The sequence below is a fragment of the Streptococcus sp. DD13 genome (assembly GCF_001578875.1).
Classification (GTDB): Bacteria; Bacillota; Bacilli; order Lactobacillales; family Streptococcaceae; genus Streptococcus.
The window spans coordinates 83,494-109,231 of sequence record NZ_KQ969508.1 but is presented as its reverse complement, the minus strand read 5'-3'; the positions used below and the strand labels follow the sequence as shown (position 1 = coordinate 109,231).

Genomic DNA, 25,738 nt, shown 5'->3' with positions numbered 1-25,738 from the left:
GGAACAATCAGACGTTGGTCTGGTTGTTTTTTTTTCACTTCTTTTTTATAATATTAGTATGTTAAGTTTAAATGATTCAGTTGGTAATTTGAAAGGGATTGGTCCGAAGAATCAGAAAAAATTCGATTCATTAGGAATTTCCACTCTTGAGGATCTTATTTTATATTTCCCATTTCGATTTGATGATTATGTTCAAAATTCTCTTCTTGATTTAGGGGATGGGGAAAAAACGGTTTTGGTCGGGGAGGTAGTTAGTCCTCCGACTGTACAGTATTACGGTCCTAAAAGAAATAGACTTCGCTTTTCAGTTAAGGTTGGGGAGATTGTGGTATCTGTTTCTTTTTTTAATCAACCCTATTTATCGGAGAAGGTTCTTGTAGGGGGCATGCTTTCTATATGGGGGAAATGGGATAAAAAAAAGGTTGCCCTGACCGGAATGAGGATCTTGAGTGAGTCTTCGGACCGTTTGGAGCCGGTTTATCATGCTGGGAAAGGAGTCAATCAGAGGGCAATCGTAAAAGCCTTAAATACGGCTCGTTCTGCTGGTTATTTTGAACTAATCAAGGAGTGTTTACCTGAAGCGATTTTAGAGCGCTATCGCTTAATGGCTCGAAAAGATGCTGTTGAATCCATGCATTTTCCTTTGGATAAAGCGAGCTATCAGCAAGCAATTCGAAGGATGAAATTTGAAGAGGCATTTTATTTTCAACTACAGATGAGACAATTGAAACTGAGTCAATCAGGAGAAAAGAGTGGAATTCAAATCTCTTATGATAAAAATCAAATTTTGGAAAAGATTGAGTCCCTTCCTTTTCGGTTGACAAAGGGACAGGAACGGGTATTGGAGGAAATCCTTTCGAATATGCGTTCGCATGTTCATATGAATCGACTGCTTCAAGGTGATGTCGGTGCTGGAAAAACGGTAGTTGCGGCCTTAGCTATGTTTGCCTGTTCTACAGCTGGGATGCAAGCGGCACTGATGGTACCGACTGAAATATTAGCTGAACAACATTATGAATCATTATCTAAACTGTTTCCAGAACTTTCGATTGTGTTGTTAGTCGGGGGGATGAAGGCTTCAGAACGGAGACAGGCTCTGGAGGGAATTGCTTCTGGGAAGGTGGATTTTATCGTTGGGACCCATGCTTTGATTCAAGAGGCAGTAAGTTATCGTCGGCTTGGTTTAGTTATTACGGATGAGCAGCATCGTTTTGGTGTTCGTCAGCGGAAGTTGCTCCGTGAAAAAGGAGAGAATCCGGATGTGTTGATGATGACGGCGACCCCCATTCCTCGTACACTGGCTATTACGACTTATGGGGATATGGATGTATCGGTTTTGGATCAGTTGCCTGCTGGAAGAAAGCCTATCGTGACACGCTGGGTCCGGCATAAACAGTTTAGTCAGGTCTTGGACTGGATACAGGATCAGGTCTTTCAGGGGGCGCAAGTTTACTTTATTTCTCCCTTAATTGAGGAATCAGAGTCCTTAGACTTAAAAAATGCGGTCTCGTTGCAGGAGGAATTGCAAGGTTTTTTCGGCCAGAAAGTTTCGGTGGCTTTGCTCCATGGTAAAATGAAAAATGATGAAAAAGAACGCATTATGTCTGAATTTAAGTCTGGACGAACGTCTGTCTTGGTGTCGACAACAGTTATTGAGGTGGGGGTGAATGTCCCTAATGCGACAATCATGGTGATCATGGATGCAGAACGATTTGGACTGAGTCAGTTACATCAGCTAAGAGGACGAGTTGGTCGAGGCGAGAAACAATCATATGCTATATTAGTAGCAGATCCGTCTACTGAAAATGGCGTTCAACGAATGAACGCCATGGTGTCTACAACAAATGGTTTTAAGCTTGCTGAAGATGATTTAAACATGCGAGGTTCTGGTGAACTTTTAGGTACTAAACAATCTGGATTGCCGGAGTTTCAGCTGGTACATCCTGTAGAGGATTTTGCCATGATAGAAGAAGCTAGGAAATTGGCGGCTACCATTGCTTCTGATCAGGATTGGCTTCATAAGCCCGAAAATCAAATTTTTGCCCAACATCTACCTGAAACGACCAACTTGGATTGAGGTTTCAGATCTAAGAAAGGGTGAGAGGGACACTCATGGGAACAGCGGGGATGTTGCCACAAATCAATGAAAGAACGGTCAGCCCTCGATATATTCCTTGAGTGCCTTATCGGATAAGCCTGCGCTGAGTGCGATTAATAACTTGAGACGAGCCTTTGGTGCATTTAATTCTTTGACAAACATGACACCTGCCTCTTGTAGTTGGATCCCTCCCCCTTCGTAGGCATAGACTGGTTCGGCAATACCATTGAAACAGCGAGAAACCAGTACTACCGGTACTCCCTGTTGGATAAGATGTGTGATCTCTTTAGCAGCTTGTGGGGGTAGGTTTCCAGCTCCTAGGGCTTCTATGACGAGCCCATCAATCTTTTCTGGATGAAGCAAGCTGATGATTCCTTCTCCGATTCCCATCCCTGCATAGGCTTTGATAATCGGAACCGTTCCGGAGATATGGTCTAAGTCAAAGCGCACTCGAGGTTCAGCTGTTTTGAACCATAAAATATCATGCTTCATAATGACACCTAAGGGTCCGTGTGTTGGCGTGTTAAAGGTTGCGACATTGGTGGTATGTGTTTTGGTTACATACTTCGCAGCATGTATCTCATCGTTCATGACAACCAGTACTCCCTTGTCTCTTGCTCTTGAATCGCCCGCCACTCTTAAGGCAGAGATATAGTTATAAACACCGTCACTCCCTAACTCATTAGAGGACCGCATGGCTCCTGTGAGGATGACAGGTATCGGAGGGAGGGCCATGGTATCAAGGAAATAAGCTGTTTCTTCTAGCGTATCGGTACCATGTGTGATGACAACTCCATCAAACTGATTCTCACTTTCTCGGATTTTTTTATAAAGGTCCAGCATGTGGTATGGAGTCATATGGGGACTTGGGATATTGAGAAAATCCAAACTAGTCACATCTAAATCCTCCAAGTTGAGATTTACTTGAGTCATTGGATTTTCTTGATTTGGTTGGACTTTTCCAGATTCGTCAGCAGACATAGAAATGGTGCCACCGGTATGCAAAACAAGTATTTTTTTCATTTTTTAAAATTCTTTCAAAGTATGCTATACTTATTGTAACATAAACAAGGATGGCAGAAGGAGTTGCGGGAGATAAAAGCGGTTTTTTTTGATATTGATGGGACCTTACTGAATAGTCATCGAACAGTCAGTCGGTCCACTATCTATGCAATCAATCAGTTAAAGCAGAAGCAGATTTATGTGGGGGTTGCGACGGGACGGGATCCTCGGTTTATTTTACCTTATATGGCTTCTCTTGGGTTGGATGTGGCAGTTGCCTATAACGGTCAGTATATCTTTGCGAGGGATACAGTCTTGTTTTCACAATCCTTGTCTCCGAGTCAGGTCCTGGCAGTCCAAGACTATGCCTTAAAGCATCGGAAAGAGCTGTTGATGGGGCTTGCAACTGGTGTCGTGGGAAGTGGCTTGATGAAGTTTGGTCATGGTCATTTGGCTTATCGGATTTCTCGTTTCATACCGAGGTCATGGGCTGGATTGATCCGCTTTTTGTTGAATCGTATTTTGCATCGTTTTGTGTCGAAGGATCGCTCGGAAAAGATGTTCTCAGGGAAATCTGTCTATCAGATGATGTTGGTTGCAAGTGAGGAAGAAGGGAAGGAGTTAGTTGCCGATTTCCCAGATCTTTATTTTACGCGCTCGAATTCGTATTCTTTGGATATCATCAGTAAAGGGATGAGTAAGTTACAAGGGATTCGAGAGGTCTGTGGTCAATGGGGCTTTGATCCAGATGAAACCGTCGCTTTTGGGGATTCTAAAAATGATATAGAAATGCTTCAAGGGGTTGGCTACGCTGTTGCAATGGGAAATGCAGACTCAGATGTCAAAGCAGTCGCAGACCTTGTGACAAAAAGCAATGATCAGGATGGGATTTCCTTTGCCCTACAAAAAATGGGTCTCATCACAGAAAGTGAAGGAGAAAGACAATGAGCCTCGATCAGCAGTTTGAAGCCGTCAAAGAATTCCATCAGGTGATGGATGGGAGTGTGGAAGAAAGCCCGTGTGCTTTTGATCAGGAAACCGTCAGCCACCGAGCAGACTTTAAAATCGAAGAAATCGTGGAGCTGATACAAGCTTCTGTCGAAAATGAACAGGAGTTGGAGAAGGGCATCGCTCATCTCCATCAGGTCTTGGACAAGGCTTACGAAAAGGTCAAAGGAAAACCGTTTTCTTCAGATCCCTTGGTAGGTCAGGTTGATGCCTTAGTGGATTTACTGTATTTAACGTATGGGTCATTTGTCCTGATGGGTGTGGATCCAGAGCCGATTTTTTCAATTGTCCATCGAGCCAATATGGGGAAGATTTTTCCAGATGGAAAAGCGCATTACCATCCTGTGACACATAAGATTTTGAAACCAGATGATTGGGAAGAAAGATATGCACCAGAACCTTGGATCAAGCAAGAGCTGGATCGTCAAAAAAATGGAAGCAGTTCCACGTTGCAGGATGAAAAGAGGCTAAGGTAAAAATCCAAGCATAAGAATAAAGCGGACCAATTCGTTTTCTGACCTTGCAGGATTTGATTGCGGAGTGTTCTTTTTAGAAAGTGTAGTGAAATCATTCAATAATGAAGAAAACTCTCTAGAATCACACTCTAGAGAGTTTTCTTCATTATTGCTGGATAGATGAGAGGAACTATTCGAGCATATTTGCTAGAATGATTTATCCTGGTCTCGAACGATGAGTAAATCGATTTTGGAATGGCGCATGACATACTCAGATGACGAGCCGACGAGCAGGCGTTCAAAGGCGTTGAGTCCAGTAGCACCTAGAAGCATTAAATCAGCCTTAGTATTTTCTGGAATCTCATGAGACAACAAGGTCTTGGGATTTCCAAATTCTATGACGAGCTCTACAGAACTTACCCCCGCATTGAGTGCTTCGGATTGGTATCCTTCGAGGAGTTCACGTGCTTCTTCTTCTAAAGATTCGTAGACAGATGCGTCAAAGGAAGCGATGTTTTGTAAGGCACGTGTGTCAATGACATGGGCAATCACCAAGGCGGCTTGATTGCGTTTTGCGATGTGGATCGCCTTATAAAGAGCGAGCTCAGCTCCTTTGGAGCCATCGACTGCGACAAGAATCTTTTGGTAAGATTGGGTCATAGTGTATCTCCTTTCTTTTCCGAACAAATAAAAACCTCTATCATTATTGTAACCCTTTTCAACTAAAATGTAAAGGGAATTCATGAAACTTTCAAGAAGGGAACAACTTGTACTTTTCCTCTATTTTGGTTACAATAGGGAAGAAAGAAAAGTGGAGGAAGAGGATGCGTAACTTCAATAAATCTCAAAAATTAGAGCATGTAGCATATGATATTCGTGGGCCGGTCTTAGATGAGGCAAATCGGATGCGGGCCAATGGAGAGAAGATCCTTCGGTTAAATACCGGAAATCCTGCGGAATTTGGATTTACGGCTCCCGATGAAGTCATTCGAGACTTGATTATGAACGTTCGTCAAAGCGAGGGCTATTCGGATTCGAAAGGTCTTTTTTCTGCCCGTAAGGCAGTGATGCAGTACTGTCAGTTGAAGGGATTCCCTGAAGTAGATGTGGAAGACATCTATATGGGAAATGGCGTTTCAGAACTGATTTCCTTGTCCTTGCAAGCCTTGCTGGATGATGGAGATGAAGTCTTGGTTCCTATGCCGGATTATCCTTTGTGGACGGCGTGTGTGAGCCTAGGTGGCGGGAATGCTGTTCATTATCTTTGTGATGAAAAAGCCAATTGGTATCCAGATATTGAGGACATCCGTTCAAAAATTACAGATCGAACCAAGGCGATCGTTGTCATCAATCCTAATAATCCAACCGGAGCGCTTTACCCCAAAGAGGTATTAGAGGCCATCGTCGAGGTGGCTCGTCAGCACCAGTTGATTATCTTTGCAGATGAGATCTATGATCGCTTGGTCATGGATGGTGGAAAACATATTGCGATTGCTAGTTTAGCTCCGGATGTTTTCTGTGTATCGATGAACGGGCTATCGAAATCTCACCGTGTAGCAGGCTTCCGGGTGGGCTGGATGGTCTTATCTGGTCCGAAACGATCGGTGAAAGATTATATCGAGGGGCTGAATATGCTGGCCAATATGCGCTTATGCTCAAATGTCCTAGCGCAGCAGATTGTCCAGACTTCCTTAGGAGGAAAACAGTCTATCGATGATCTTCTTCTTCCTGGCGGGCGGATCTACGAGCAACGCAATTTCATCTACCAAGCCATTGAAAATATCCCAGGTTTGTCAGCGGTGAAACCACAAGCGGGCCTTTACATCTTTCCAAAGATCGACCGGGAAATGTACCAAATTGACGATGATGAGCAGTTTGTCTTAGAATTTCTGAAACAAGAAAAAATCATGCTCGTTCATGGTCGAGGGTTCAACTGGAAGGACCCCGATCACTTCCGAATTGTCTATCTTCCAACAGTGGAGGAACTCGGAGAGGTTGAAGAAAAGATGCGGCGTTTCTTGAGACAGTATCGCCGGTAATAAAAAGAAATCAGGATGATGTGGTCTTTGTTTGACTACCTGAGGTTCTACCTGGTTGAATCAGCAATAAAAAGAAAGTCTAGGTAAATGGAGCCTAGACTTTTTCGGTCTTCGCCCTATCTTCTTGTGGCAAGGACTGGACCGTGCTTCTTCAAAAGAATGTCTAAGTATCCTTTTAAACGAGTCTGGATTTGGGAGAGAGTACAAGTAGAAAAGACCTTGTTCGCATTGGAACAAGGTCTTTGAATCATCGAAGTGAATCGCTCCTGGCAAGGGACTATTCATTCTTGAAAAAGGCGTGATAGAGAGAACGAAGGGCCTTATCCCGTTCCTCGCGTTTGACAACAAACATGACAGATACTTCAGAAGCACCTTGAGAAATCATAGACAAATTGATGTTTTCTTGAGACAATGCCTCTGTAGCAGTCGCAGCAACACCGATATGACTCTTCATGTGTTCTCCCACAATCATAATGATGGAGAGATCGTGTTCGATATCTGCATGGTCTACTTCAAGCTTATGATTTAACTGGCGGAGAATCTCCTCTTCCTTGATGGGGGTCAGCTCGCGGCTTCGAAGGACAATCGATAAATCGTCAATCCCTGTGGGCATATGCTCCCAACGGATGTTGAGCTCTTCTAGAATCTGTAAGACTTTTCTCCCAAAACCTACCTCCCGGTTCATCAGATATTTGGACATGTTGATGCTGACGAAATTGTCATCCGCCGCAATCCCGACAACTGGGAGCGTTTGGTCTGTATGTTCAAGGACGATTCGTGTCCCTGGATGACTAGGGTTGTTGGTATTTTTAATGACGAGTGGAATGCGACCGCGATAGGCTGGAATCAAGGCTTCGTCGTGTAAAACAGAAAAACCAGCATAGGCTAATTCACGCATTTCCCGATAGGTCAATTCTGTAATGGAATGAGGGTTGTGAATGATTCCTGGATGGGCTGCAAAAATCCCATCGACATCTGTGAAGTTCTCATAAAGGTCAGCCTTCACCCCTGCTGCAATAATGGATCCTGTAATGTCGGATCCTCCTCTTGAAAAAGTGCAAATTTGATTGTCTGGTGTCACCCCGAAAAATCCTGGGACGACAACGATTTCACATGAGTGGGCCAGTTCTTCAATTTTGTCATAGCTAGATGGTAAGATGCGTGCATTTCCTGGCTCGGCACTCACAATAATTCCGGCCTTTTTAGGATGAACATACCGAGCAGGTAGACCTTGTGAAGAGAGATATTCAGCAATCAGTTTCGCATTGTTATCTTCACCGGCAGCTAGAAAGGTGTCATAGAGGAAGTCATTCCCTTCGATGGGGAGAGTAGCGAGTTCCTTGATGGAGGTCGCGATTTGTGTCATGCTTTTAGGAGTAAAGTTCAGTTCGTCTGCGATCGCCTGATAACGACCGATTATCCAGTTTTGAATCGCTGATACATCTTTACCATCCGTATATTCTTTGTAGTACTGAATAAGGGCATCTGTGACCTTTGTGTCATCAGGGGTGCGTTTTCCCGGGGCGGAGACCACCACAAAACGACGTTCAGGATCTTCTTGGATAATGTTTTTGACTTTATTGATTTGGGTGGCAGATGCAAGAGAGCTTCCACCAAATTTTATGACTTTCATATCAAGCTCCTCTAGTAATTTCTTAACATTATAGCAAAATTTTACCGAAATCGATAGTGACTTGGAGTTATTAAAATCAATTGTTCGGTAAATAGTGGGGGAATTGGCCCCTCATTTGAAACAGGAAAATTCGGCTGTCACATTTTTTTACAAGAAATTTCAGACGGCAGGATAAAAAATGGTACACTGTACTTAAGTATAATAGTTTTGGAATGAAATGATTTCAAAACAAAATAAAAGGAGAGGTCATGACAGAATACCAGACAATTCGCTATGAAGTAAAGCAGGAAATCGCAACGCTTACCCTTAACCGTCCAGAAGTGGCAAATGGATTTAATATCCCCATGTGTCAGGAGATATTAGACGCCCTCGACCGGACAGAGAAAAATAAAGAAATCCGATTCTTGACGATCCAGGCAGAAGGCCCAGTTTTTTCTGTTGGGGGGGACTTAGTCGAAATGAAACGGGCAGTGGATGCGGATGATATCGAATCCTTGGTCCGGATTGCGGAGTTGGTCAATGATATTTCATTTGCCATCAAACGCATGCCAAAAGTGGTCATCATGCTGACAGAAGGTGCAGTGGCAGGGGCGGCAGCCAATATGGCAGTTGCAGCAGATTTTGTTCTAGCCACAGAGAAAACGAAATTCATCCAAGCGTTTGTAGGAGTTGGCCTAGCTCCTGATGCTGGTGGCTTATTTCTCTTATCCAGAGCGATTGGAAGCAATCGGGCAGCTCAATTGGCGATGACAGGGGAATCCTTGTCGGCGGTATCCGCACAGGAGTACGGTATTGTGTATAAGGTAGTAGAAGCAGATAAGCTGGAGAAAACTTACCAACAGTTGTTGAAAAAACTTTCTCGATCGGCAGCTCAATCCTTTGCCGCAATCAAGGAGTTGAATTGGTTGAGCCAGTTTAGTGATTGGGAAGAGTACCGTCTGTTGGAATTGCAATTGCAAAAAGAATTGGCTTTTAAAGAAGATTTTAAAGAGGGGGTAAGGGCACATTCGGAACGGAGACGTCCGGTATTTACAGGGAAATAATATTTTTTTCTAAAATTATTTGACTTTCAAACGGTTATTTAGTATACTCTTTGAGTCAAGTAAAATGTGGAGGGATGCTATGGAGAATATGCAGATCAGCGAATATCTCAACGATATCTTCAACAATGTCATGATTATTGAAGAAAATAGTCTTCGTAGTAGTCGCTTTAGTGATGTTTCTATTAAAGAAATGCATACCATTGACGCTATAGGGGATCGTCCCAATGCTACTCCAAGTGATGTTTCTAGAACCTTAATGGTGACCTTGGGAACGGTCACGACGAGTTTGAACAATTTGGAGCGAAAAGGGTATGTAGAACGAGAACGCTCTACCAAAGACCGGCGTGTTGTTTACTTGCACTTGACCCATAAGGGACGCTTAGTTTATCGCTTGCACCGTCGCTTTCATCAACGGATGGTTGCGCAGATTACAGCAGGGATGGATGAAAAGGAATTTCAAGTCATGAAGAGAGGTTTGTTTAATCTCTATAACTTTTTGGAGGACCTTAAATGAGTAGCTTTGTTAAAATTAGCCAAGTGGCTCATTATGTCCCCCATCAGGTCGTGACCAACGATGACTTGTCTCGTATCATGGACACAAATGACGAATGGATTCGGTCTCGTACAGGGATTGAACGGCGCCATATTTCTCAGACAGAGGAGACGAGTGATCTTGCCACTCAAGTCGCCCAAAAACTTCTAGCGAAGTCTCATTATGATGCGGAGCAAATCGATTTTATCATCGTGGCGACCATCACACCGGACTCGGTGATGCCATCTACGGCGGCACGTGTCCAGGCCAATATCGGGGCGGTTAATGCCTTTGCCTTTGATTTGACAGCGGCCTGTTCTGGTTTCGTTTTTGCCCTATCAACAGCTGAGAAGTTAATTGCCTCAGGGCGCTACCAAAAGGGAATGGTGATTGGAGCTGAGACCATGTCCAAAACGCTTGACTGGACAGATCGCTCGACCGCCGTTTTGTTTGGGGATGGTGCCGGTGGCGTATTGCTTGAAACGAGCAACCAGTCGCACTTCCTTGCAGAAGTTCAACACAGCGATGGCAGTCGGTCACAGTGCTTAACAGCAGGAATTCAGGGACTATCTTCACCGTTTTCAGAGACTGGGGCAAACGATCCCTATATGAAAATGGATGGACGCTCTGTTTTTGAGTTTGTGGTTAGAGATGTTACTAAATCGATTACGGAAGTAATGGAAAATGCTGACTTGACAGCAGCAGATGTGGACTACTTTTTGCTTCATCAAGCCAATATCCGGATTTTGGAAAAAATGGCTAGAAAACTAAAAGTGAGTCTTGATAAATTCCCGGCAAACATGATGGAGTATGGAAATACGAGCGCGGCTTCTATTCCTATCTTGTTGTCTGAGTGTGAGGAGAAGGGAATCCTTGCGTTAAACAGTGGCCAAACGGTCCTTTTAAGTGGTTTTGGTGGCGGTTTAACTTGGGGGACACTCATTGTGAAACTATAGTTAATAACCTGCAATCTGCAGTTGTTAAAAAAATAAAATTTAAGGAGCCCAATCATGGCAGTTTTTGAAAAAGTACAATCTATTATCGTTGAAGAGCTTGGTAAAGATCCTGAAGAAGTACAATTAACCACTTCTTTTGAAGATCTGGATGCAGATTCATTGGATTTGTTCCAGGTTATTTCTGAAATTGAAGATGAATTCGATATCCAAATCGAATCTGAAGAAGGCTTGACTACAGTTGCTGACCTTGTGTCATACGTTGAAAGTCAAACGAACTAAATAAGAGAGAAGTGCTATGAAAATAGCATTTTTCTTCAAATAATATTTTGAACCTCAAAGAATTGAAGGTTCAAAGTAAAATAAACAAGGAGAAGAAATTCTCGCTTGTTTAGGAAATTAGTTGAACGTCAACTAATTTCCTAAGCAAAAATTTAGAATGAAGAAGGTAAAACATGAATACAAGAATTACAGAACTCCTCGGGATAACGTATCCTATTTTCCAAGGTGGTATGGCATGGGTGGCAGATGGAGACCTAGCAGGTGCTGTTTCAAATGCTGGAGGCCTCGGAATCATCGGGGGCGGAAATGCACCGAAAGAGGTTGTTAAAGCCAATATTGACCGTGTGAAATCTTTAACAGATAAGCCTTTTGGAGTAAATATTATGTTACTTTCTCCATTCGCAGATGACATTGTAGACCTTGTCATCGAGGAAGGCGTTAAGGTCGTGACGACTGGGGCAGGCAATCCTGGAAAGTATATGGAACGTTTTCATGAGGCAGGAATTACAGTGATTCCCGTGGTTCCATCCGTAGCGCTCGCAAAAAGGATGGAAAAGCTGGGAGCGGACGCTGTCATTGCTGAAGGAATGGAGGCAGGTGGTCATATTGGGAAACTGACCACCATGACATTGGTTCGACAAGTAGTTGATGCAGTTTCCATTCCAGTCATTGGAGCGGGAGGGATCGCAGATGGCCATGGCGCAGCGGCGGTCTTTATGTTGGGGGCGGATGCCATTCAAGTTGGGACCCGCTTTGTCGTAGCAAAAGAATCCAATGCACATCAAAATTTCAAAAATAAAATCCTTAAAGCAAAGGATATCGATACCACTGTCTCAGCTTCTGTTGTAGGGCATCCTGTTCGTGCCCTTCGCAATAAACTATCAACGGCTTATGCGAATGCGGAAAAAGATTTCTTGGCAGGTCGTAAAACGGCTGAAGATATTGAAACCTTGGGAGCAGGTGCTCTTCGAAACGCTGTTGTGGATGGAGATGTTGACAACGGGTCTGTCATGGCTGGTCAAATTGCTGGATTAGTAGCTAAAGAAGAAACCTGTGAAGAAATTTTGAAAGATCTGTACTATGGTGCAGCCAAAGTAATCAAAGAAGAAGCTGCACGTTGGGCTTCTGTTGGAGAGGAATAGATGACCAAAACAGCCTTTTTATTTGCAGGACAAGGGGCCCAAAAACAAGGAATGGCTCGAGATTTATACGAACAATTTGATATCGTGCGGGAAACGTTTGAGAGTGCGAGTCAGATTTTGGGTTATTCGTTAAGAGATTTGATCGATGGGGATGAGGAAAAGTTGAACCAAACCCGCTTTACTCAACCAGCGATTTTAACCACTTCCGTAGCCATCTATCGGTTGTTAAAGTCCAAAGGGATTCAACCGGATATGGTGGCAGGTCTCTCCTTAGGGGAATATTCTGCACTTGTTGCTGCAGAAGCCTTACCATTTGAAACGGCAGTCTCCCTCATCGCCAAGCGTGGCCAGTTTATGGAAGAGGCTGCTCCAGCAGGATCTGGGAAAATGGTTGCTGTCTTAAACGCTGATGTAGCAGTTATTGAAGAAGCTTGTCAGCGGGCAGCACAAGCCGGTATTGTCAGTCCTGCTAATTACAATACCCCAAGTCAAATTGTGATTGGCGGAGAAGTAGAAGCAGTGGATCTTGCAGTTTCCTACTTAAAGGAAGCAGGGGTGAAGCGGATCATTCCTTTAAATGTATCGGGTCCCTTCCATACGGCGCTTTTGAAACCAGCTTCTGAACGTCTAGCTGGGGAATTGAACCAACTATCTTTTGAGACACCTCGTATCCCAGTAGTAGGAAATACAGAAGCACAAACGATGTCAGTGGAAGAGATTCCGGACTTACTGGCTCGGCAAGTGATGGAACCTGTTCGTTTTTATGATTCTATCGCGTATATGCAAGCGGCAGGAGTGGAGCGATTTATTGAGATTGGACCAGGAAAGGTCTTGTCAGGTTTTGTGAAAAAAATTGACAAAACTGCCCCTGTCTACTCAGTAGAAGATTTGTCCAGCTTGGAGACGTTATTAGGAGAAGAACATGCAAATTAAAGGAAAAAATGTATTTGTTACAGGTTCTAGCCGGGGGATTGGCTTAGCCATTGCCCATAAGTTTGCGAGCCTGGGAGCTAATGTTGTTTTGAATGGTCGTTCTCAAGTTTCAGATGAAATCTTAGCGACTTTTGCGGACTATGGGGTGAAAGTTGAGACTGTTTCTGGGGATATATCTGTCCAAAAAGAAGCGCAAGAAATGGTGGCTAAAGCCATTGATTTGCTCGGTTCGATCGATATCCTGATTAACAATGCAGGGATCACAAAGGATGGTCTTGCAATGCGAATGTCAGAAGAAGAGTTTGAGGCAGTTCTAAAAATCAACCTGACGGGAACTTTCAATATGACGCAGGCTGTCTTGAAGCCGATGACAAAGGCACGTGAAGGTGCCATCATAAATATGTCCAGCGTTGTTGGCTTAACAGGAAATGCAGGGCAAGCTAATTATGCAGCTTCAAAGGCTGGAATGATTGGATTTACTAAATCTATAGCGCGGGAAGTGGCAGCACGAAACGTTCGGGTAAATGCTATCGCGCCTGGATTTATCGAGTCAGACATGACGGCCGTTTTGTCTGATAAAATCAAAGAAATGATGCTTGGTCAGATTCCGATGCGTCGCTTCGGTCAGGTAGAAGAAGTAGCAGACGTTGCAGTCTTTCTAGCTAGCCAAGAGTATCTCACAGGACAAGTGATTGCCATTGACGGTGGCATGACCATGCAATAAGGAGAAAAAGATGACAAGATTGAATCGTGTAGTGGTAACAGGTTATGGTCTAACCTCGCCAATTGGAAATACTCCTGAAGAGTTTTGGGAAAGTCTGAAAGAAGGACGTGTTGGGATTGGTCCGATTACGAAATTTGATATTAGTGACTACAATGTCAAAGTAGCGGCTGAAATCCAAGATTTTCCATTTGATAAGTATTTTGTGAAAAAAGATACCAATCGCTTTGATCCTTATTCTTTGTATGCGATTTATGCTGCAGAAGAAGCGTTGGCTAATGCAGAACTCAATCGTGAATCAGTCGATGCGGACCGTTTTGGGGTGATTCTCTCAACCGGTATCGGCGGCATCAAAGAGATTGAAGAACAAGTGGAACGGATGAATGAAAAAGGTGCCAAACGGATTCGTCCGTTAGCACTTCCAAAAGCTTTGCCAAATATGGCAGCTGGGAATATTGCCATGCGCGTTGGCGCAAAAGGGGTTTGTAAATGTGTCATTACAGCCTGTGCTTCCTCCAACGATGCACTTGGAGAAGCCTTCCGTGAGATTAAATTCGGTTTCCAAGATGTGATGCTTGCAGGTGGCTCAGAAGCGGCAATCACACCATTTGCGATTGGTGGTTTCCAAGCTTTGACAGCCCTGTCTACGACTGAAGATCCAAATCGAGCGTCGATTCCATTTGACAAAGATCGGAACGGTTTTGTTATGGGGGAAGGAGCAGCTGTTTTGGTCTTGGAAAGTTTAGAGCACGCACAAGCACGAGGCGCTCATATCCTTGCTGAGATTGTTGGCTATGGCAATACCTGTGATGCCTACCATATGACCTCTCCACATCCAGAAGGAGAGGGCGCTATTAAGGCTATGAAGTTAGCGATGAATGAAGCGGAAATTGAGCCTGCTCAAGTAGACTATATCAATGCCCATGGAACATCTACTCCTGCAAATGAAAAGGGAGAAAGCGCAGCGATTGTGAAAGTCTTTGGGAAGGAAACCCCTGTTTCTTCTACTAAGTCCTTTACAGGACACCTCTTGGGGGCGGCTGGGGCTATTGAAGCTGCTGCAGTTATTGAAGCAATCAATCATTCCTATGCACCGAAAACAGCAGGAACAAGTGAACTTTCAGATTACATTGAAGCGGATGTTATTTATGGCCAAGGACGAGATTTGGACATTCAGTATGCCATTTCGAATACATTTGGATTCGGAGGTCACAATGCAGTGATTGCCTTCAAACGATGGGATGGAGAATAATTCAGAATGGATATTAAAGAGATTAAGGATTTGATGGCACAGTTTGATGCCTCATCATTGAAGGAATTTTCATATTCAACGACGAGTGATCAGCTGGTGTTTTCAAAAAATGACCATGCACCACAAGCGGTCACTCCACTTCCTGTAGCAGAGGTTGCTCCTTCAGTTCCTGTAGTTTCCGTTGAAACTCCAGTTGAGGTGGCTGTACCAGCAGGGGAGTCTAGTCCTGTAGAGACAGCAGAAGGAGATGTAGTCGCAAGTCCACTCGTTGGGGTGGCTTACTTAGCTCCAAGCCCTGATAAACCTGCTTTTGTCGAGGTTGGAGCCAGCGTCCGCAAGGGCCAAACCTTGATGATCATCGAAGCGATGAAGGTCATGAACGAAGTGCCTGCTCCCCATGATGGAGTGGTGACAGAGATTTTGGTCGCTAACGAGGATGTTGTAGAATATGGACAAGGATTAGTGAGATTGAAATGATGGATATTCAAGAGATTAAGGATGCTCTTCCACATCGCTACCCTTTTTTATTGGTAGACCGCGTGTTGGAAAGCTCAGAAGATACCATTGTGGCGATTAAAAATGTCACCATCAATGAACCCTTCTTCCAAGGTCATTTTCCACAATACCCTGTGATGCCTGGTGTACTTATTATGGAAGCATTGGCACAAACAGCGGGGGTTTTGGAGTTGTCTAAGCCAGAAAACAAAGGAAAACTGGTATTCTATGCTGGAATGGATAAGGTGAAGTTCAAGAAACAAGTCGTTCCAGGAGATCAACTGGTTATGACCGCGACCTTTGTCAAGCGTCGTGGAACGATTGCTGTAGTGGAAGCAAAAGCGGAAGTAGATGGGAAACTGGCAGCCTCTGGTGTTTTAACTTTTGCAATTGGCAGCTAGACTCTGAGGAAAGGGTATCTCTGACAGATGTTTAATAAAATTTTAATTGCCAATCGTGGCGAGATCGCGGTTCGGATTATTCGAGCAGCGCGGGAATTAGGGGTTGCGACTGTGGCAGTATACTCTGAAGCAGATAAGGATGCTCTTCATACCATCCTTGCAGATGAAGCCATTTGTATCGGACCAGCTCGATCGACGGATTCCTATCTAAACATGAATAATATCATCTCGGCTGCAATTTTAACTGAAGCAGAGGCGATTCACCCAGGTTTTGGATTCCTCAGTGAGAATTCTAAATTTGCGACTCTTTGTGAAGAAGTTGGGATTAAGTTTATCGGACCATCCGCTCAAGTAATGGACCGGATGGGAGACAAAATCAATGCGCGAGCTGAGATGATTAAGGCCAAGGTACCGGTTATCCCTGGTTCAGACGGAGAAGTTCATAGCGCCGATGAAGCCCTGTCCGTAGCGGAAAAAATTGGCTACCCAGTGATGCTGAAGGCGTCTGCTGGTGGAGGTGGAAAGGGGATTCGGAAGGTTGAAAATGCTGAATCCTTAGTACCGGCCTTTGAATCTGCCTCTTCAGAAGCTCAGGCAGCCTTTGGCAATGGTGCGATGTATATCGAAAGAGTCGTCTATCCAGCCCGTCATATCGAAGTTCAAATCTTAGCAGACCAATCGGGGCATGTCATTCATTTAGGAGAGAGAGACTGTTCCCTACAGCGAAATAACCAAAAGGTCCTAGAAGAGTCTCCATCTATTGCGATTGGACAGACCCTTCGCTCAAAAATTGGTCAGGCAGCAGTGCGAGCAGCAAAAGCCGTAGGCTATGAGAATGCAGGCACGATCGAATTTCTTCTCGATGAACAGTCTGGCGAGTTCTACTTTATGGAGATGAACACTCGCGTACAAGTCGAGCATCCTGTGACGGAATTTGTATCCGGTGTCGATATTGTCAAGGAGCAGATTCGGATCGCAGATGGCCAGGACTTACAGGTGCAACAAGATGAGGTTATCTTAAGAGGCCACGCCATCGAGTGTCGGATTAATGCAGAAAATCCGCGCTTTAACTTCGCACCAAGTCCTGGAACGATTACCAATCTATACCTTCCTTCTGGAGGGGTTGGATTACGTGTTGACTCTGCTGTTTATCCGGGATATACCATTCCGCCCTACTATGACTCTATGATTGCCAAAATCATTGTCCATGGGGAAAATCGGTTTGAGGCCTTGATGAAAATGCAACGTGCGCTTTATGAGTTGGAAATAGATGGTCTCGTAACCAATGCAGAATTTCAGTTGGATTTGATTTCAGACAAACGTGTTGTAGCCGGAGATTATGATACTGCCTACTTGATGGAAGAATTTTTGCCCGCCTACCAAGAACAACTCGATAAGTAAAAGGAGGGAATATGGCTTTATTTTCAAGAAGGGATAAGTATATCCGGATCAATCCGAACCGTTCGGTTATTCAGAAGAATCCTCAAGCGAAGCCAGAAGTTCCAGATGAACTCTTTGCCAAGTGTCCTGCTTGTAAGAAAACAATTTATCAAAAGGATTTAGGGAAGGAAAAAATTTGTCCATCCTGTTCGTACAATTTCCGGATTTCAGCCCAAGAACGTTTGGAATTGACTGTCGACGAGGGCTCTTTTGAAGAACTCTTTACAGGGATTGAAACGAAGAATCCTCTGGATTTTCCAGGATATATGGAAAAATTAGCAGTTGCTCGGGAAAAGACCGGCTTAGATGAAGCGGTTGTGACAGGGGTTGGAAGAGTCGCTGGTCTTTCTGTAGCCGTTGGGGTCATGGATGCAAATTTCATCATGGCTTCGATGGGAACGGTAGTAGGTGAAAAAATTACGCGGTTGTTTGAATACGCTACTGATCAGGGCTTGCCGGTTCTTTTGTTTACAGCCTCTGGTGGAGCCAGAATGCAAGAAGGAATTATGTCACTCATGCAGATGGCTAAAATATCTGCAGCTGTGAAGAGGCATTCCAATGCAGGACTTTTCTACCTAACAGTTCTAACAGATCCTACAACTGGAGGAGTAACGGCCTCCTTTGCGATGGAGGGGGACATCATTTTGGCTGAACCTCAAACCCTTGTTGGATTTGCAGGGCGCCGCGTTATTGAAGCTACGGTTCGTGAAAATCTACCGGATGATTTCCAAAAGGCGGAATTCTTATTAGAACATGGCTTTGTGGATGCAATTGTCACACGGGTGGACCTACAGCCGACCATTGCTCGCTTATTGAGGATTCATGGAGGACGAAGAAATGGTTGATGTGGCAAATATGATACGACAAGCGCGTGATCAGAGTCGTCTAACGGCTCTAGATTATGCAGAGCTCATCTTGGATGACTTCATCGAACTGCACGGAGATCGAAATTTCCGCGATGATGGAGCGGTAATTGGTGGTGTTGGTTTTCTTGGAGAACAGGCCGTGACATTGGTTGGAATTCAAAAAGGAAAAATCTTCATGATAATCTCAACCGAAATTTTGGTCAGCCACATCCTGAAGGGTATCGCAAGGCCCTTCGCTTGATGAAGCAGGCTGAGAAGTTTGGCCGACCTGTCATTACCTTTATCAACACAGCTGGTGCTTATCCGGGTGTTGGTGCTGAAGAGCGGGGGCAAGGAGAAGCCATTGCTAGAAACTTGATGGAAATGAGTGATTTGAAAGTTCCGATCATTGCCATTATCATTGGCGAAGGGGGTTCAGGAGGAGCGCTCGCCTTAGCTGTGGCTGACCGTGTCTGGATGTTGGAAAACTCCATGTATGCAGTATTGAGCCCAGAAGGCTTTGCATCCATCTTATGGAAAGACGGCAGTCGGGCCATGGAAGCGGCAGAGCTCATGAAAATCACCTCTTATGAACTATTACGATTGGAAGTCGTAGATAAGGTCATCGCTGAAAGAGGTTATTTTGCTAAAGAGGTCGCAGAAACGATTCGGCAAGAACTAATCAGCGAATTTGAACGTCTCCAGAAACTGAGTGAGGAAGACCTTCTTCAGGAACGCTATGAGAGATTCCGAAAATATTAAACAGAATAAAACGACATGGAATAGCACCTCAACAGGTAGACGAAAATCGATCTGTTGGGGTGTTTTTAGAATGAACGGAATTGATGAGAAAGTCGTTGACCTTGTGTGAAGTAGTAGAAAGAAATGGGATAATCAAAGCGCGAAAAGGCCTTGAATCTTCAGAATAGATTCCGATGACTGCAGGATGATAGAATGTTTTGGGTAGATAAGAAAGTTTTTTAGGGTGGGTTAAGGGATAGCTTTGGTCTTCAATAAGTGAATTGAAGGGGCGACCCTGAAATGGTCAGGTTTTGCCTGCTATTGTGAAATGGGATTTTCAGTTGCTGAATTTTGCTTCCTTTTTCTCATTCCCATACCTTATATGTGGAGGTTTGATTGGACTCTTAACGGGAATGGGGATATTGGTGGTGTTTTATGCCATTTAGGATGGCCTTTTTGGATGGGTTTCTTGCATTGTATCCGACCTCCTGATATGATAAAATAAGCATAGAATGGTATTGAAAACGTTTTGAAGGGGAAAGATGAGGAGACATGAAAGATAAGACATTCATTTCACAAATTGTAAAGATTCGAAATATTAGTTTTGTAAAAATTTTGCAAATGACCTTGGTTTCCTTATTCCCGTTTCTCCTCCTCACTACAATCACCTTAACGATTTCGGAATCGATTTTTACAGAAGGTGGCTTTATAAATAGTTTGTTTTCCGTCTATCGCTGGTTCCCAGCCTATCCGACCATCAGTCGGATGTTGCTCAATTTCACGACGATTCTTGGTGGATTAGCGGGGCCTATGACGACCTATTTTGCTGCTAAGTATACAGCTGGTTATTATGAGCGCAGTACGGGAACAGCTGGCATCACGGCTTTTTTATTCAGTCTCTTGTTTCATTCGAGAGGCCTATTCGGCGGACTCTTAACAGATGGAAACTTCATGCAGATGAGTTTACCGGTCAATATAAACTTAGTCGTCGCGATTTTGATCGGGTATGCCATTGGTCAGATCTTTCGTTTTTCAAATCCTTTGGATGATCAAATTGTGGACAGTCATTTTGTCTATCGTCCCAAGACGTTACTTCCGATTGGCATTTCCATGTTCCTTGCGGTGGGTCTGAATTTTTTAGTTGATTTAGTCTGGAGATCCGATCTATTGTCCGATTTGGGCAGTTTTTTACAGGCCAATGTCCTAAAAACAGGTAGTTCCGTCGGTGTGTGGATCAACTCTTTTTTCCGATCGATTAGTGTTTGGATAGGAAATAGCAATCCCTTTAATGAAGGTCAACTATCAACAGACGCGCAAGGTTTGGAGAATTTGCAGACGGCTCTGGCCAATCAGACTAGTAAGGGCATTCCCTATTTGTTCTCCGAGACCAATCTCTATGATGCCTATGGAGCTGTCGCTGGAGTTGGAGGGATGTTTGCCCTCTTGATTGCGATATTACTCGTCTCGAATAGTACAAAAAATAAGAGTATCAGCATGAGAAGTATTTTTCCGGCTTTGTTTCATCATGTGGTTCCTTTTATGGTAGGGATTCCAGTGGTGTTCAATGTCCTGTATCTTCTTCCGGTCTTGTTCATCCCAATGGTTAATATGGTCCTAGCAGCGGTCTTGTTAGGAACTGGTCTAGTTCCGCCATCCGTCTATCCTATTCCGAATGGGACCCCCAGTATTTTACGGGCTTTTGTCGGAAGTGTTGGAAGTTTACGGGCCTTACTGGCATCCCTTCTTATTTTTACAGTAGATGTTCTGATTTGGATTTATTTTGTCAAGAGAGACAATCGAATCGGTCAAGGGATTACGAGATATGATCAGAAGGAGGAAACAGGTGAGCAAGAAAAATAAAGTCGTCCTTGTGTCCATCGTACTATTACTCACTCTTTTAGCGATTCCGTCCTACACTTGGACGAGAAAAAATGTTGATCAGATCGCTCGCTATTATAATTCTAAACTTTCCCCGATTATCATGATACCGGGTAGCTCTGCGACGGAAAATCGCTTTGACGGACTGGTCAATAAGTTAAATGCGCAACGTCAAGGAACCAAGCACAGCTTATTAAAGGTAAAGGTATGGAACGACGGAACCATTTCTTACGATGGAACAATCGCAGCCAAGGATACCGAACCGATTATTGTGATTGGATTTGAAAATAACCAAGACGGCTATTCCAATATCAAAGCACAGGCCAAGATGCTCAATGCGGCCTTTCAAGATATCCAGTCCAAGTATTCTTTCAATAATTTTAAAGGATTTGCCCATTCTAATGGGGGGTTGATCTACACCGCTTTTATTGAGAACTATTTACCAGAGTATGATGTGGATCTCAAGCGCCTGATGACTGTGGGGACTCCTTATAATTTCTCAGAGACCAATATCGATAATAAAACACAGATGCTGGTAGATTTTATCGCGAATCGTGAAACCATTTCAACAGAATTGACAGTGTATTCGGTCGCTGGCACGATCACCTATGATTCGGATGAGTTGGTACCGGATGCCAGTGTGACGGCAGGACGCTATATCTACCAGGGTCAAGCAGCCCATTATACAGAAACGACGGTGACGGGAGAGGATGCCCAACATTCGGACCTGCCCACCAATGATCAAGTGGTAGAATTGGTGCGCCAGCAGATTGAAGATCCAGTCCGTAATCGGAGAGGGAAAAATGAGAACTAAAAATGAAAGATGATCGTGAAAAGATGGGGATTTAAGTGTATAATAAAGTAGAAAGGAGATTTTTAAATGGAAAAAAATCGTTTGTTTATTTTGGGCTCATCAGCCCTTGCGGTTATTGGAGTATTTTTGCCATGGGTCACGGCTAGCGTGTCTGCATTTGGCAATAGCCTCAATTACAATGTCAATGGGATCGAAGGAGATGGCAAAATTATCCTTGTTTTGTCCATTGTCGCAGCAGTTCTTGCTGTCTTAGGAGATATTAAGCAAGGATTGTCGAAAAGATTGTCTCTTGGGATCGTTGTGCTGGGTGCTTTGGAAGCGCTCGTCTTAGTTGTTCTATTGATTAACTTTGGACACTACAGTGGACAGTTAGGTCAATACGGCGCTTCTCTCTCTGCTGGCATTGGTTTGGGCCTAGGCTACTTTATCGATGTGATCGGAGCAGTGGGAACGATTGTCGCGGGCCTTCTTGCCTTTTCGGGAGGACGCATTTCACGCGAGACTTTTGCAGAAGCTGGGCAAATGAGCAAGCAGTTTGCCACAACTGTAGGACATGCGACGACATCTGCTGTTAAAAGTGCTACAAATGAGTTTAAAAAGGACGCGCAAGAACCAACTTCAACGCCAGTCAGTGAAGAAGTTGTTGCTCCGACAACTCCTGCTCAGCCAGTTGTACCTCCTCAAACTTTAGAACAAGAGGCAAACAGTCAAGGTCTGCCAACAGAAGAAACCAAGACAGATGCTGAAAATTCTGTCGAACCATAAATCCCATGAACTTCTTTTTGGAAAATTCATAGTTTAAAAAGACAAAATCCTGAGATTGACGAATCTCAGGATTTTTAGTATTACTTGGGAGCGATAACGTCCACGCCACCCATGTATGGACGGAGGACTTCTGGGATGGTCACAGAACCATCTTCATTTTGGTAGTTTTCAAGAATGGCTGCGACAGTTCGTCCAACAGCTAGTCCAGATCCATTCAAGGTATGAAGCAGTTTCACCTTGCCATCTGCCTCGTCCCGGTAGCGGATTTGGGCACGGCGTGCTTGGAAATCTTCGGTATTGGAACAGCTAGAAATCTCACGGTAGGTATTTTGAGCTGGAATCCAAACTTCCAAGTCATAGGTCTTCGCAGCAGAGAAGCCCATGTCTCCTGTACAGAGGGTGATGACCCGGTAGGGGAGGTTGAGTTTTTGAAGGATATTTTCAGCATTGACCACCATTTTTTCCAGTTCATCATAGGATTCTTCTGGTTTAGCAAATTTGACCATTTCGACCTTGTGGAATTGGTGTAGGCGGATAAGGCCACGAGTATCACGACCTGCAGAACCAGCTTCAGAGCGGAATGAAGGGCTCATCGCTGTAAAGTAGATTGGCAAGTCTTTGCCATCAATGATCTCATCACGGTAATAGTTGGTTAGAGGAACTTCAGCTGTCGGGATGAGGACAAAGTTGGTGTCTGCTAATTCAAAGGTATCTTCCTTGAATTTCGGATATTGGCCAGTCCCAAACATAGAATCGTGGTTGACCATATAAGGTGGGATAACCTCCGTATAGCCTTCTTTCCCGTGCTCATCCAGCATGAAACTATAGATGGCGCGCTCTAAGCGTGCCCCTAAGCCTTTGTAGAAAAGGAAGCGTGAGCCGGTCACTTTTGCTCCACGTTCCCAGTCTAGGATACCCAAGCTTTCACCCAAGTCCCAATGCGCTTTAGCTTCGAAGTCGAATTCCCGTGGATTTCCCCAGCGACGCACTTCCACATTTTCTTCTTCATCAGCTCCTACAGGTACCGTTTCATGAGGTGTATTTGGCAAGATTGCAATCAATTGGTTGAGCTGCTGATCGATCTCAGTCAACTGAGCGTCGAGCTCTTTCACCTGACTAGAGATCAACTGCATACCTGCAATCTTGTGCTCCACATTTTCTTTGTTGCGTTTAGCTTGCGCGATTTCGGCAGAAACCGTATTTCGCTCAGCCCGTAATTCTTCTACTTTTACTAAGATGTCTCGACGGCGGGCATCGAACTCTTTCAAAGTTGACAGTGTTTCAGCGCTAACTCCTCGATGGCTGAGTTTATCGGCCATTTCGTCGAAATTGGCCCGAATTTTTTTGATATCAAGCATGGTCTTCTCCTTTTTTTGTTAAAGAAAAGCACAGAAAGAAGGAATGCTAGAACGCTTTTCGCGCGGTTCCATCTAGCTTCACATCATTCTGTGCACTTTTTTGTATGAGATTGTTTTCTACGGTAGATTTCGACTGCTTCCTTTACCTGTTTGCAGCAACCACAGGCTCTCTTGAAAAGTTCCTAGTCTACTTATCCGTAACACATTTAGTATACGCTATTTGCAGAAGAATTGCAAGCTACAAGAGGAGGAAGCTTATAAGAATAAGGCCTCTAACTCCCGGGCAACACCGTCTTCTTGGTTGCTAAAGGAGGTCCTGCGATCTGCATGGGGAATCAAGGTGTTGCTGGCATTTTTCATAGCATAGCCGATTTGAGCAAATTGAAGCATTTCGACGTCATTATGCTCGTCACCAAAGGCGATCAGGTCTGCTGCCGTGCGGTTCATAGTCTCTAAGAGATAGGCAAGAGCAGTTGCCTTGTTGACTCCTTTTCCACAGGTTTCCAGAATGTTAAGAGGTCCTCCCCAGGTATTGATTTCTAGTCCGTAGTCAAAATAACGGTTCATTTCCTCTGCTAGCTGGTACTTGTCTTTGGCCCGTGTCTGCATGAGGATTGAATGAGGGTCGCTGGTAATCCGCTCTGGCTTCATCTCTGTCTCTGGGCCAATCTTTTCTACTCCGAAGAGCTGGGGATCAATGCTATCCAGATGGTCCTGAGTGAGGAAAAACTTATGCTTATATTCTCCAGCGATAAAGTCCGCCTCAAAGGTTTCTGCCTGCTCTAAAAATTCAAGGAGATACTTCTTATCCAAAAGATAATGGCGCTCCCCCGCCCATTTTTTTTCGGGGATATGGATCAAGGAGCCATTGAAGTTGATCATCGGGGTGTCCAGTTGGAGCTCGCGGTAATAGTGGAGAGCCATGCGATAGGGACGACCTGTCGCAATGACAATTTGATGTCCTTCTTGTCGGATCCTTTGTAGTGTCTTTTTGGTGTAGTCTGTGATGTCTCCGTTTGGAGTGAGAAGGGTGCCGTCGAGATCGAGGGCGATGACTTTGTGTTTCATAGGTTCCCCTGTCGTATCAGAATTTCTATCTAGTATAGCAGATTTTTGGACAATTCGAAAGAAAAGAGTGAAGAAGGAGCGATAGGGGAAAAAGAGAAACATTTTGGATAAGGGCAAAACTTTGAAATTCGTGGGCAGAAGTCTCTTGATGGAGAAAGATATTCGGTAAATTCGAATGATGGACTGCATTTTTAGGGAAAAGAGAAAGAATTAGGATTGTCAACAGCGGGAAAAGCCGGTATAATATAAATATTGTTCATTAAAAAGGAGATTATCACAATGGATAAATTTTTCAAGCTGAAAGAGCGTGGGACAGATGTTCGGACAGAAGTTCTGGCCGGTTTGACCACCTTTTTTGCGATGTCTTATATCTTGTTTGTCAACCCACAGATGTTGTCACAAACAGGGATGCCTGCACAGGGAGTATTCTTAGCGACCGTGATTGGAGCGGTGGCAGGGACCTTGATGATGGCTTTTTATGCCAATCTTCCCTATGCGCAAGCACCAGGGATGGGCTTGAATGCCTTCTTTACCTTTACGGTTGTGTTTGGCTTGGGCTATAGCTGGCAAGAAGCCTTAGCCATGGTCTTTATCTGTGGCGTCATTTCTCTCTTGATCACTTTGACCAGGGTTCGAAAGATGATCATCGAGTCGATTCCTTCTTCTTTACGGGCCGCCATTTCAGCAGGGATTGGGATTTTCCTATCCTATGTAGGGATTAAGAATGCGGGTCTGTTGAAGTTTTCGATTGATGCAGGAAATTACACGGTTACCGGTGATGCCAATGCAGGGACTGGATCCATCACAGCGACATCTGCAGCGACGCCAGGATTGGTAAAT

The 25,738-nt window shown here is 44.2% G+C and carries 23 protein-coding genes and 2 pseudogenes; 20 read left to right on the top strand and 5 right to left on the bottom strand.

Features of this window, described 5'->3' with window-relative positions:
• Nucleotides 1-58: 58 nt before the first annotated feature.
• Nucleotides 59-2,077: an ATP-dependent DNA helicase RecG gene (gene recG, locus STRDD13_RS07730; protein WP_067103694.1), complete on the top strand. Its 2,019-nt coding sequence runs from the start codon at nucleotides 59-61 to the stop codon at nucleotides 2,075-2,077.
• A gap of 78 nt (nucleotides 2,078-2,155) precedes the next feature.
• On the opposite strand, the gene STRDD13_RS07725 is transcribed toward recG, so the two are convergent.
• Nucleotides 2,156-3,121 (bottom strand): asparaginase, encoded by a 966-nt coding sequence (locus STRDD13_RS07725; protein WP_067103685.1) that lies wholly within the window; start codon nucleotides 3,119-3,121, stop codon nucleotides 2,156-2,158.
• Nucleotides 3,122-3,184: 63 nt separating this feature from the next.
• On the opposite strand from STRDD13_RS07725, the pseudogene STRDD13_RS08810 reads away from it, so the two are divergent.
• A pseudogene (locus STRDD13_RS08810) lies at nucleotides 3,185-4,584 on the top strand (HAD-IIB family hydrolase).
• A 186-nt stretch (nucleotides 4,585-4,770) separates the two neighbouring features.
• On the opposite strand, the gene STRDD13_RS07710 reads toward STRDD13_RS08810, so the two are convergent.
• Nucleotides 4,771-5,223: a universal stress protein gene (locus STRDD13_RS07710; protein WP_067103680.1), complete on the bottom strand. Its 453-nt coding sequence runs from the start codon at nucleotides 5,221-5,223 to the stop codon at nucleotides 4,771-4,773.
• A gap of 164 nt (nucleotides 5,224-5,387) precedes the next feature.
• Between STRDD13_RS07710 and STRDD13_RS07705 the strand changes: the two genes are divergently transcribed.
• Entirely contained in the window at nucleotides 5,388-6,602 is a 1,215-nt protein-coding gene (locus STRDD13_RS07705; RefSeq protein ID WP_067103678.1) for a pyridoxal phosphate-dependent aminotransferase, read from the top strand.
• 277 nt (nucleotides 6,603-6,879) lie between these two features.
• Here the strand turns inward: STRDD13_RS07705 and STRDD13_RS07700 are convergent, their stop codons facing one another.
• The gene (locus tag STRDD13_RS07700) at nucleotides 6,880-8,235 is read right to left on the bottom strand and encodes an aspartate kinase (RefSeq protein WP_067103676.1); all 1,356 of its coding nucleotides are present in this window, start codon (nucleotides 8,233-8,235) and stop codon (nucleotides 6,880-6,882) included.
• Between the two features lie 248 nt (nucleotides 8,236-8,483).
• Here STRDD13_RS07700 and STRDD13_RS07695 point away from each other — a divergent pair, with 248 nt between their 5' ends.
• From STRDD13_RS07695 to STRDD13_RS07620, 16 genes and pseudogenes are all read left to right on the top strand, one after another.
• Entirely contained in the window at nucleotides 8,484-9,278 is a 795-nt protein-coding gene (locus STRDD13_RS07695; RefSeq protein ID WP_067103674.1) for an enoyl-CoA hydratase, read from the top strand.
• Nucleotides 9,279-9,357: 79 nt separating this feature from the next.
• On the top strand, nucleotides 9,358-9,792 hold the full coding sequence (gene fabT, locus STRDD13_RS07690; RefSeq protein WP_067103673.1) for a fatty acid biosynthesis transcriptional regulator FabT: 435 nt from the start codon (nucleotides 9,358-9,360) through the stop codon (nucleotides 9,790-9,792).
• A complete protein-coding gene (locus tag STRDD13_RS07685; protein WP_067103671.1) occupies nucleotides 9,789-10,766 on the top strand; it encodes a beta-ketoacyl-ACP synthase III in 978 nt (325 codons plus the stop codon). Before fabT ends, STRDD13_RS07685 begins: the two co-directional genes overlap by 4 nt.
• Before the next feature lie 54 nt (nucleotides 10,767-10,820).
• Nucleotides 10,821-11,045 (top strand): acyl carrier protein, encoded by a 225-nt coding sequence (locus STRDD13_RS07680; RefSeq protein ID WP_067103669.1) that lies wholly within the window; start codon nucleotides 10,821-10,823, stop codon nucleotides 11,043-11,045.
• A 173-nt stretch (nucleotides 11,046-11,218) separates the two neighbouring features.
• Complete coding sequence (fabK, locus tag STRDD13_RS07675; protein ID WP_067103668.1) at nucleotides 11,219-12,187, top strand: enoyl-[acyl-carrier-protein] reductase FabK; 969 nt, start codon at nucleotides 11,219-11,221, stop codon at nucleotides 12,185-12,187.
• Entirely contained in the window at nucleotides 12,188-13,120 is a 933-nt protein-coding gene (gene fabD / locus STRDD13_RS07670; protein WP_067103666.1) for an ACP S-malonyltransferase, read from the top strand.
• The gene (fabG, locus tag STRDD13_RS07665; protein ID WP_067103664.1) at nucleotides 13,110-13,844 is read left to right on the top strand and encodes a 3-oxoacyl-[acyl-carrier-protein] reductase; all 735 of its coding nucleotides are present in this window, start codon (nucleotides 13,110-13,112) and stop codon (nucleotides 13,842-13,844) included. The genes fabD and fabG overlap by 11 nt, the downstream gene beginning before the upstream one ends.
• A gap of 10 nt (nucleotides 13,845-13,854) precedes the next feature.
• A complete protein-coding gene (gene fabF, locus STRDD13_RS07660) occupies nucleotides 13,855-15,093 on the top strand; it encodes a beta-ketoacyl-ACP synthase II (protein ID WP_067103662.1) in 1,239 nt (412 codons plus the stop codon).
• Nucleotides 15,094-15,099: 6 nt separating this feature from the next.
• Entirely contained in the window at nucleotides 15,100-15,570 is a 471-nt protein-coding gene (gene accB / locus STRDD13_RS07655; RefSeq protein WP_067103661.1) for an acetyl-CoA carboxylase biotin carboxyl carrier protein, read from the top strand.
• Entirely contained in the window at nucleotides 15,567-15,989 is a 423-nt protein-coding gene (gene fabZ / locus STRDD13_RS07650; RefSeq protein WP_067103659.1) for a 3-hydroxyacyl-ACP dehydratase FabZ, read from the top strand. Before accB ends, fabZ begins: the two co-directional genes overlap by 4 nt.
• A 27-nt stretch (nucleotides 15,990-16,016) precedes the next feature.
• The gene (gene accC / locus STRDD13_RS07645) at nucleotides 16,017-17,390 is read left to right on the top strand and encodes an acetyl-CoA carboxylase biotin carboxylase subunit (protein WP_067103658.1); all 1,374 of its coding nucleotides are present in this window, start codon (nucleotides 16,017-16,019) and stop codon (nucleotides 17,388-17,390) included.
• A gap of 11 nt (nucleotides 17,391-17,401) precedes the next feature.
• On the top strand, nucleotides 17,402-18,274 hold the full coding sequence (gene accD / locus STRDD13_RS07640) for an acetyl-CoA carboxylase, carboxyltransferase subunit beta (RefSeq protein ID WP_067103656.1): 873 nt from the start codon (nucleotides 17,402-17,404) through the stop codon (nucleotides 18,272-18,274).
• Nucleotides 18,267-19,036, top strand: a pseudogene (locus STRDD13_RS07635) (acetyl-CoA carboxylase carboxyl transferase subunit alpha). The gene accD and the pseudogene STRDD13_RS07635 overlap by 8 nt, the downstream one beginning before the upstream one ends.
• Before the next feature lie 531 nt (nucleotides 19,037-19,567).
• Entirely contained in the window at nucleotides 19,568-20,875 is a 1,308-nt protein-coding gene (locus tag STRDD13_RS07630; RefSeq protein ID WP_067103654.1) for a PTS sugar transporter subunit IIC, read from the top strand.
• On the top strand, nucleotides 20,859-21,707 hold the full coding sequence (locus STRDD13_RS07625; RefSeq protein WP_067103652.1) for an alpha/beta hydrolase: 849 nt from the start codon (nucleotides 20,859-20,861) through the stop codon (nucleotides 21,705-21,707). The genes STRDD13_RS07630 and STRDD13_RS07625 overlap by 17 nt, the downstream gene beginning before the upstream one ends.
• 66 nt (nucleotides 21,708-21,773) lie before the next feature.
• On the top strand, nucleotides 21,774-22,472 hold the full coding sequence (locus tag STRDD13_RS07620) for a hypothetical protein (protein WP_067103651.1): 699 nt from the start codon (nucleotides 21,774-21,776) through the stop codon (nucleotides 22,470-22,472).
• Nucleotides 22,473-22,552: 80 nt separating this feature from the next.
• On the opposite strand, the gene serS is transcribed toward STRDD13_RS07620, so the two are convergent.
• Together serS and STRDD13_RS07610 are read right to left on the bottom strand one after the other, a co-directional pair.
• Nucleotides 22,553-23,830: a serine--tRNA ligase gene (serS, locus tag STRDD13_RS07615; RefSeq protein WP_067103650.1), complete on the bottom strand. Its 1,278-nt coding sequence runs from the start codon at nucleotides 23,828-23,830 to the stop codon at nucleotides 22,553-22,555.
• A 255-nt stretch (nucleotides 23,831-24,085) separates the two neighbouring features.
• Nucleotides 24,086-24,898: a Cof-type HAD-IIB family hydrolase gene (locus tag STRDD13_RS07610; protein ID WP_067103649.1), complete on the bottom strand. Its 813-nt coding sequence runs from the start codon at nucleotides 24,896-24,898 to the stop codon at nucleotides 24,086-24,088.
• A gap of 279 nt (nucleotides 24,899-25,177) precedes the next feature.
• On the opposite strand from STRDD13_RS07610, the gene STRDD13_RS07605 reads away from it, so the two are divergent.
• Nucleotides 25,178-25,738 (top strand): NCS2 family permease (locus tag STRDD13_RS07605; RefSeq protein WP_197457185.1); only part of this gene is annotated, 561 nt, incomplete at its 3' end.

What these genes read in the sequence shown, in the direction of transcription:
- recG (WP_067103694.1), top strand. Translation starts at nt 59, where the DNA reads ATGTTAAGTTTAAATGATTCAGTTGGTAATTTGAAAGGGATTGGTCCG.
- STRDD13_RS07725 (WP_067103685.1), bottom strand. Translation starts at nt 3,121, where the DNA reads ATGAAAAAAATACTTGTTTTGCATACCGGTGGCACCATTTCTATGTCT.
- STRDD13_RS07710 (WP_067103680.1), bottom strand. Translation starts at nt 5,223, where the DNA reads ATGACCCAATCTTACCAAAAGATTCTTGTCGCAGTCGATGGCTCCAAA.
- STRDD13_RS07705 (WP_067103678.1), top strand. Translation starts at nt 5,388, where the DNA reads ATGCGTAACTTCAATAAATCTCAAAAATTAGAGCATGTAGCATATGAT.
- STRDD13_RS07700 (WP_067103676.1), bottom strand. Translation starts at nt 8,235, where the DNA reads ATGAAAGTCATAAAATTTGGTGGAAGCTCTCTTGCATCTGCCACCCAA.
- STRDD13_RS07695 (WP_067103674.1), top strand. Translation starts at nt 8,484, where the DNA reads ATGACAGAATACCAGACAATTCGCTATGAAGTAAAGCAGGAAATCGCA.
- fabT (WP_067103673.1), top strand. Translation starts at nt 9,358, where the DNA reads ATGGAGAATATGCAGATCAGCGAATATCTCAACGATATCTTCAACAAT.
- STRDD13_RS07685 (WP_067103671.1), top strand. Translation starts at nt 9,789, where the DNA reads ATGAGTAGCTTTGTTAAAATTAGCCAAGTGGCTCATTATGTCCCCCAT.
- STRDD13_RS07680 (WP_067103669.1), top strand. Translation starts at nt 10,821, where the DNA reads ATGGCAGTTTTTGAAAAAGTACAATCTATTATCGTTGAAGAGCTTGGT.
- fabK (WP_067103668.1), top strand. Translation starts at nt 11,219, where the DNA reads ATGAATACAAGAATTACAGAACTCCTCGGGATAACGTATCCTATTTTC.
- fabD (WP_067103666.1), top strand. Translation starts at nt 12,188, where the DNA reads ATGACCAAAACAGCCTTTTTATTTGCAGGACAAGGGGCCCAAAAACAA.
- fabG (WP_067103664.1), top strand. Translation starts at nt 13,110, where the DNA reads ATGCAAATTAAAGGAAAAAATGTATTTGTTACAGGTTCTAGCCGGGGG.
- fabF (WP_067103662.1), top strand. Translation starts at nt 13,855, where the DNA reads ATGACAAGATTGAATCGTGTAGTGGTAACAGGTTATGGTCTAACCTCG.
- accB (WP_067103661.1), top strand. Translation starts at nt 15,100, where the DNA reads ATGGATATTAAAGAGATTAAGGATTTGATGGCACAGTTTGATGCCTCA.
- fabZ (WP_067103659.1), top strand. Translation starts at nt 15,567, where the DNA reads ATGATGGATATTCAAGAGATTAAGGATGCTCTTCCACATCGCTACCCT.
- accC (WP_067103658.1), top strand. Translation starts at nt 16,017, where the DNA reads ATGTTTAATAAAATTTTAATTGCCAATCGTGGCGAGATCGCGGTTCGG.
- accD (WP_067103656.1), top strand. Translation starts at nt 17,402, where the DNA reads ATGGCTTTATTTTCAAGAAGGGATAAGTATATCCGGATCAATCCGAAC.
- STRDD13_RS07630 (WP_067103654.1), top strand. Translation starts at nt 19,568, where the DNA reads ATGAAAGATAAGACATTCATTTCACAAATTGTAAAGATTCGAAATATT.
- STRDD13_RS07620 (WP_067103651.1), top strand. Translation starts at nt 21,774, where the DNA reads ATGGAAAAAAATCGTTTGTTTATTTTGGGCTCATCAGCCCTTGCGGTT.
- serS (WP_067103650.1), bottom strand. Translation starts at nt 23,830, where the DNA reads ATGCTTGATATCAAAAAAATTCGGGCCAATTTCGACGAAATGGCCGAT.
- STRDD13_RS07610 (WP_067103649.1), bottom strand. Translation starts at nt 24,898, where the DNA reads ATGAAACACAAAGTCATCGCCCTCGATCTCGACGGCACCCTTCTCACT.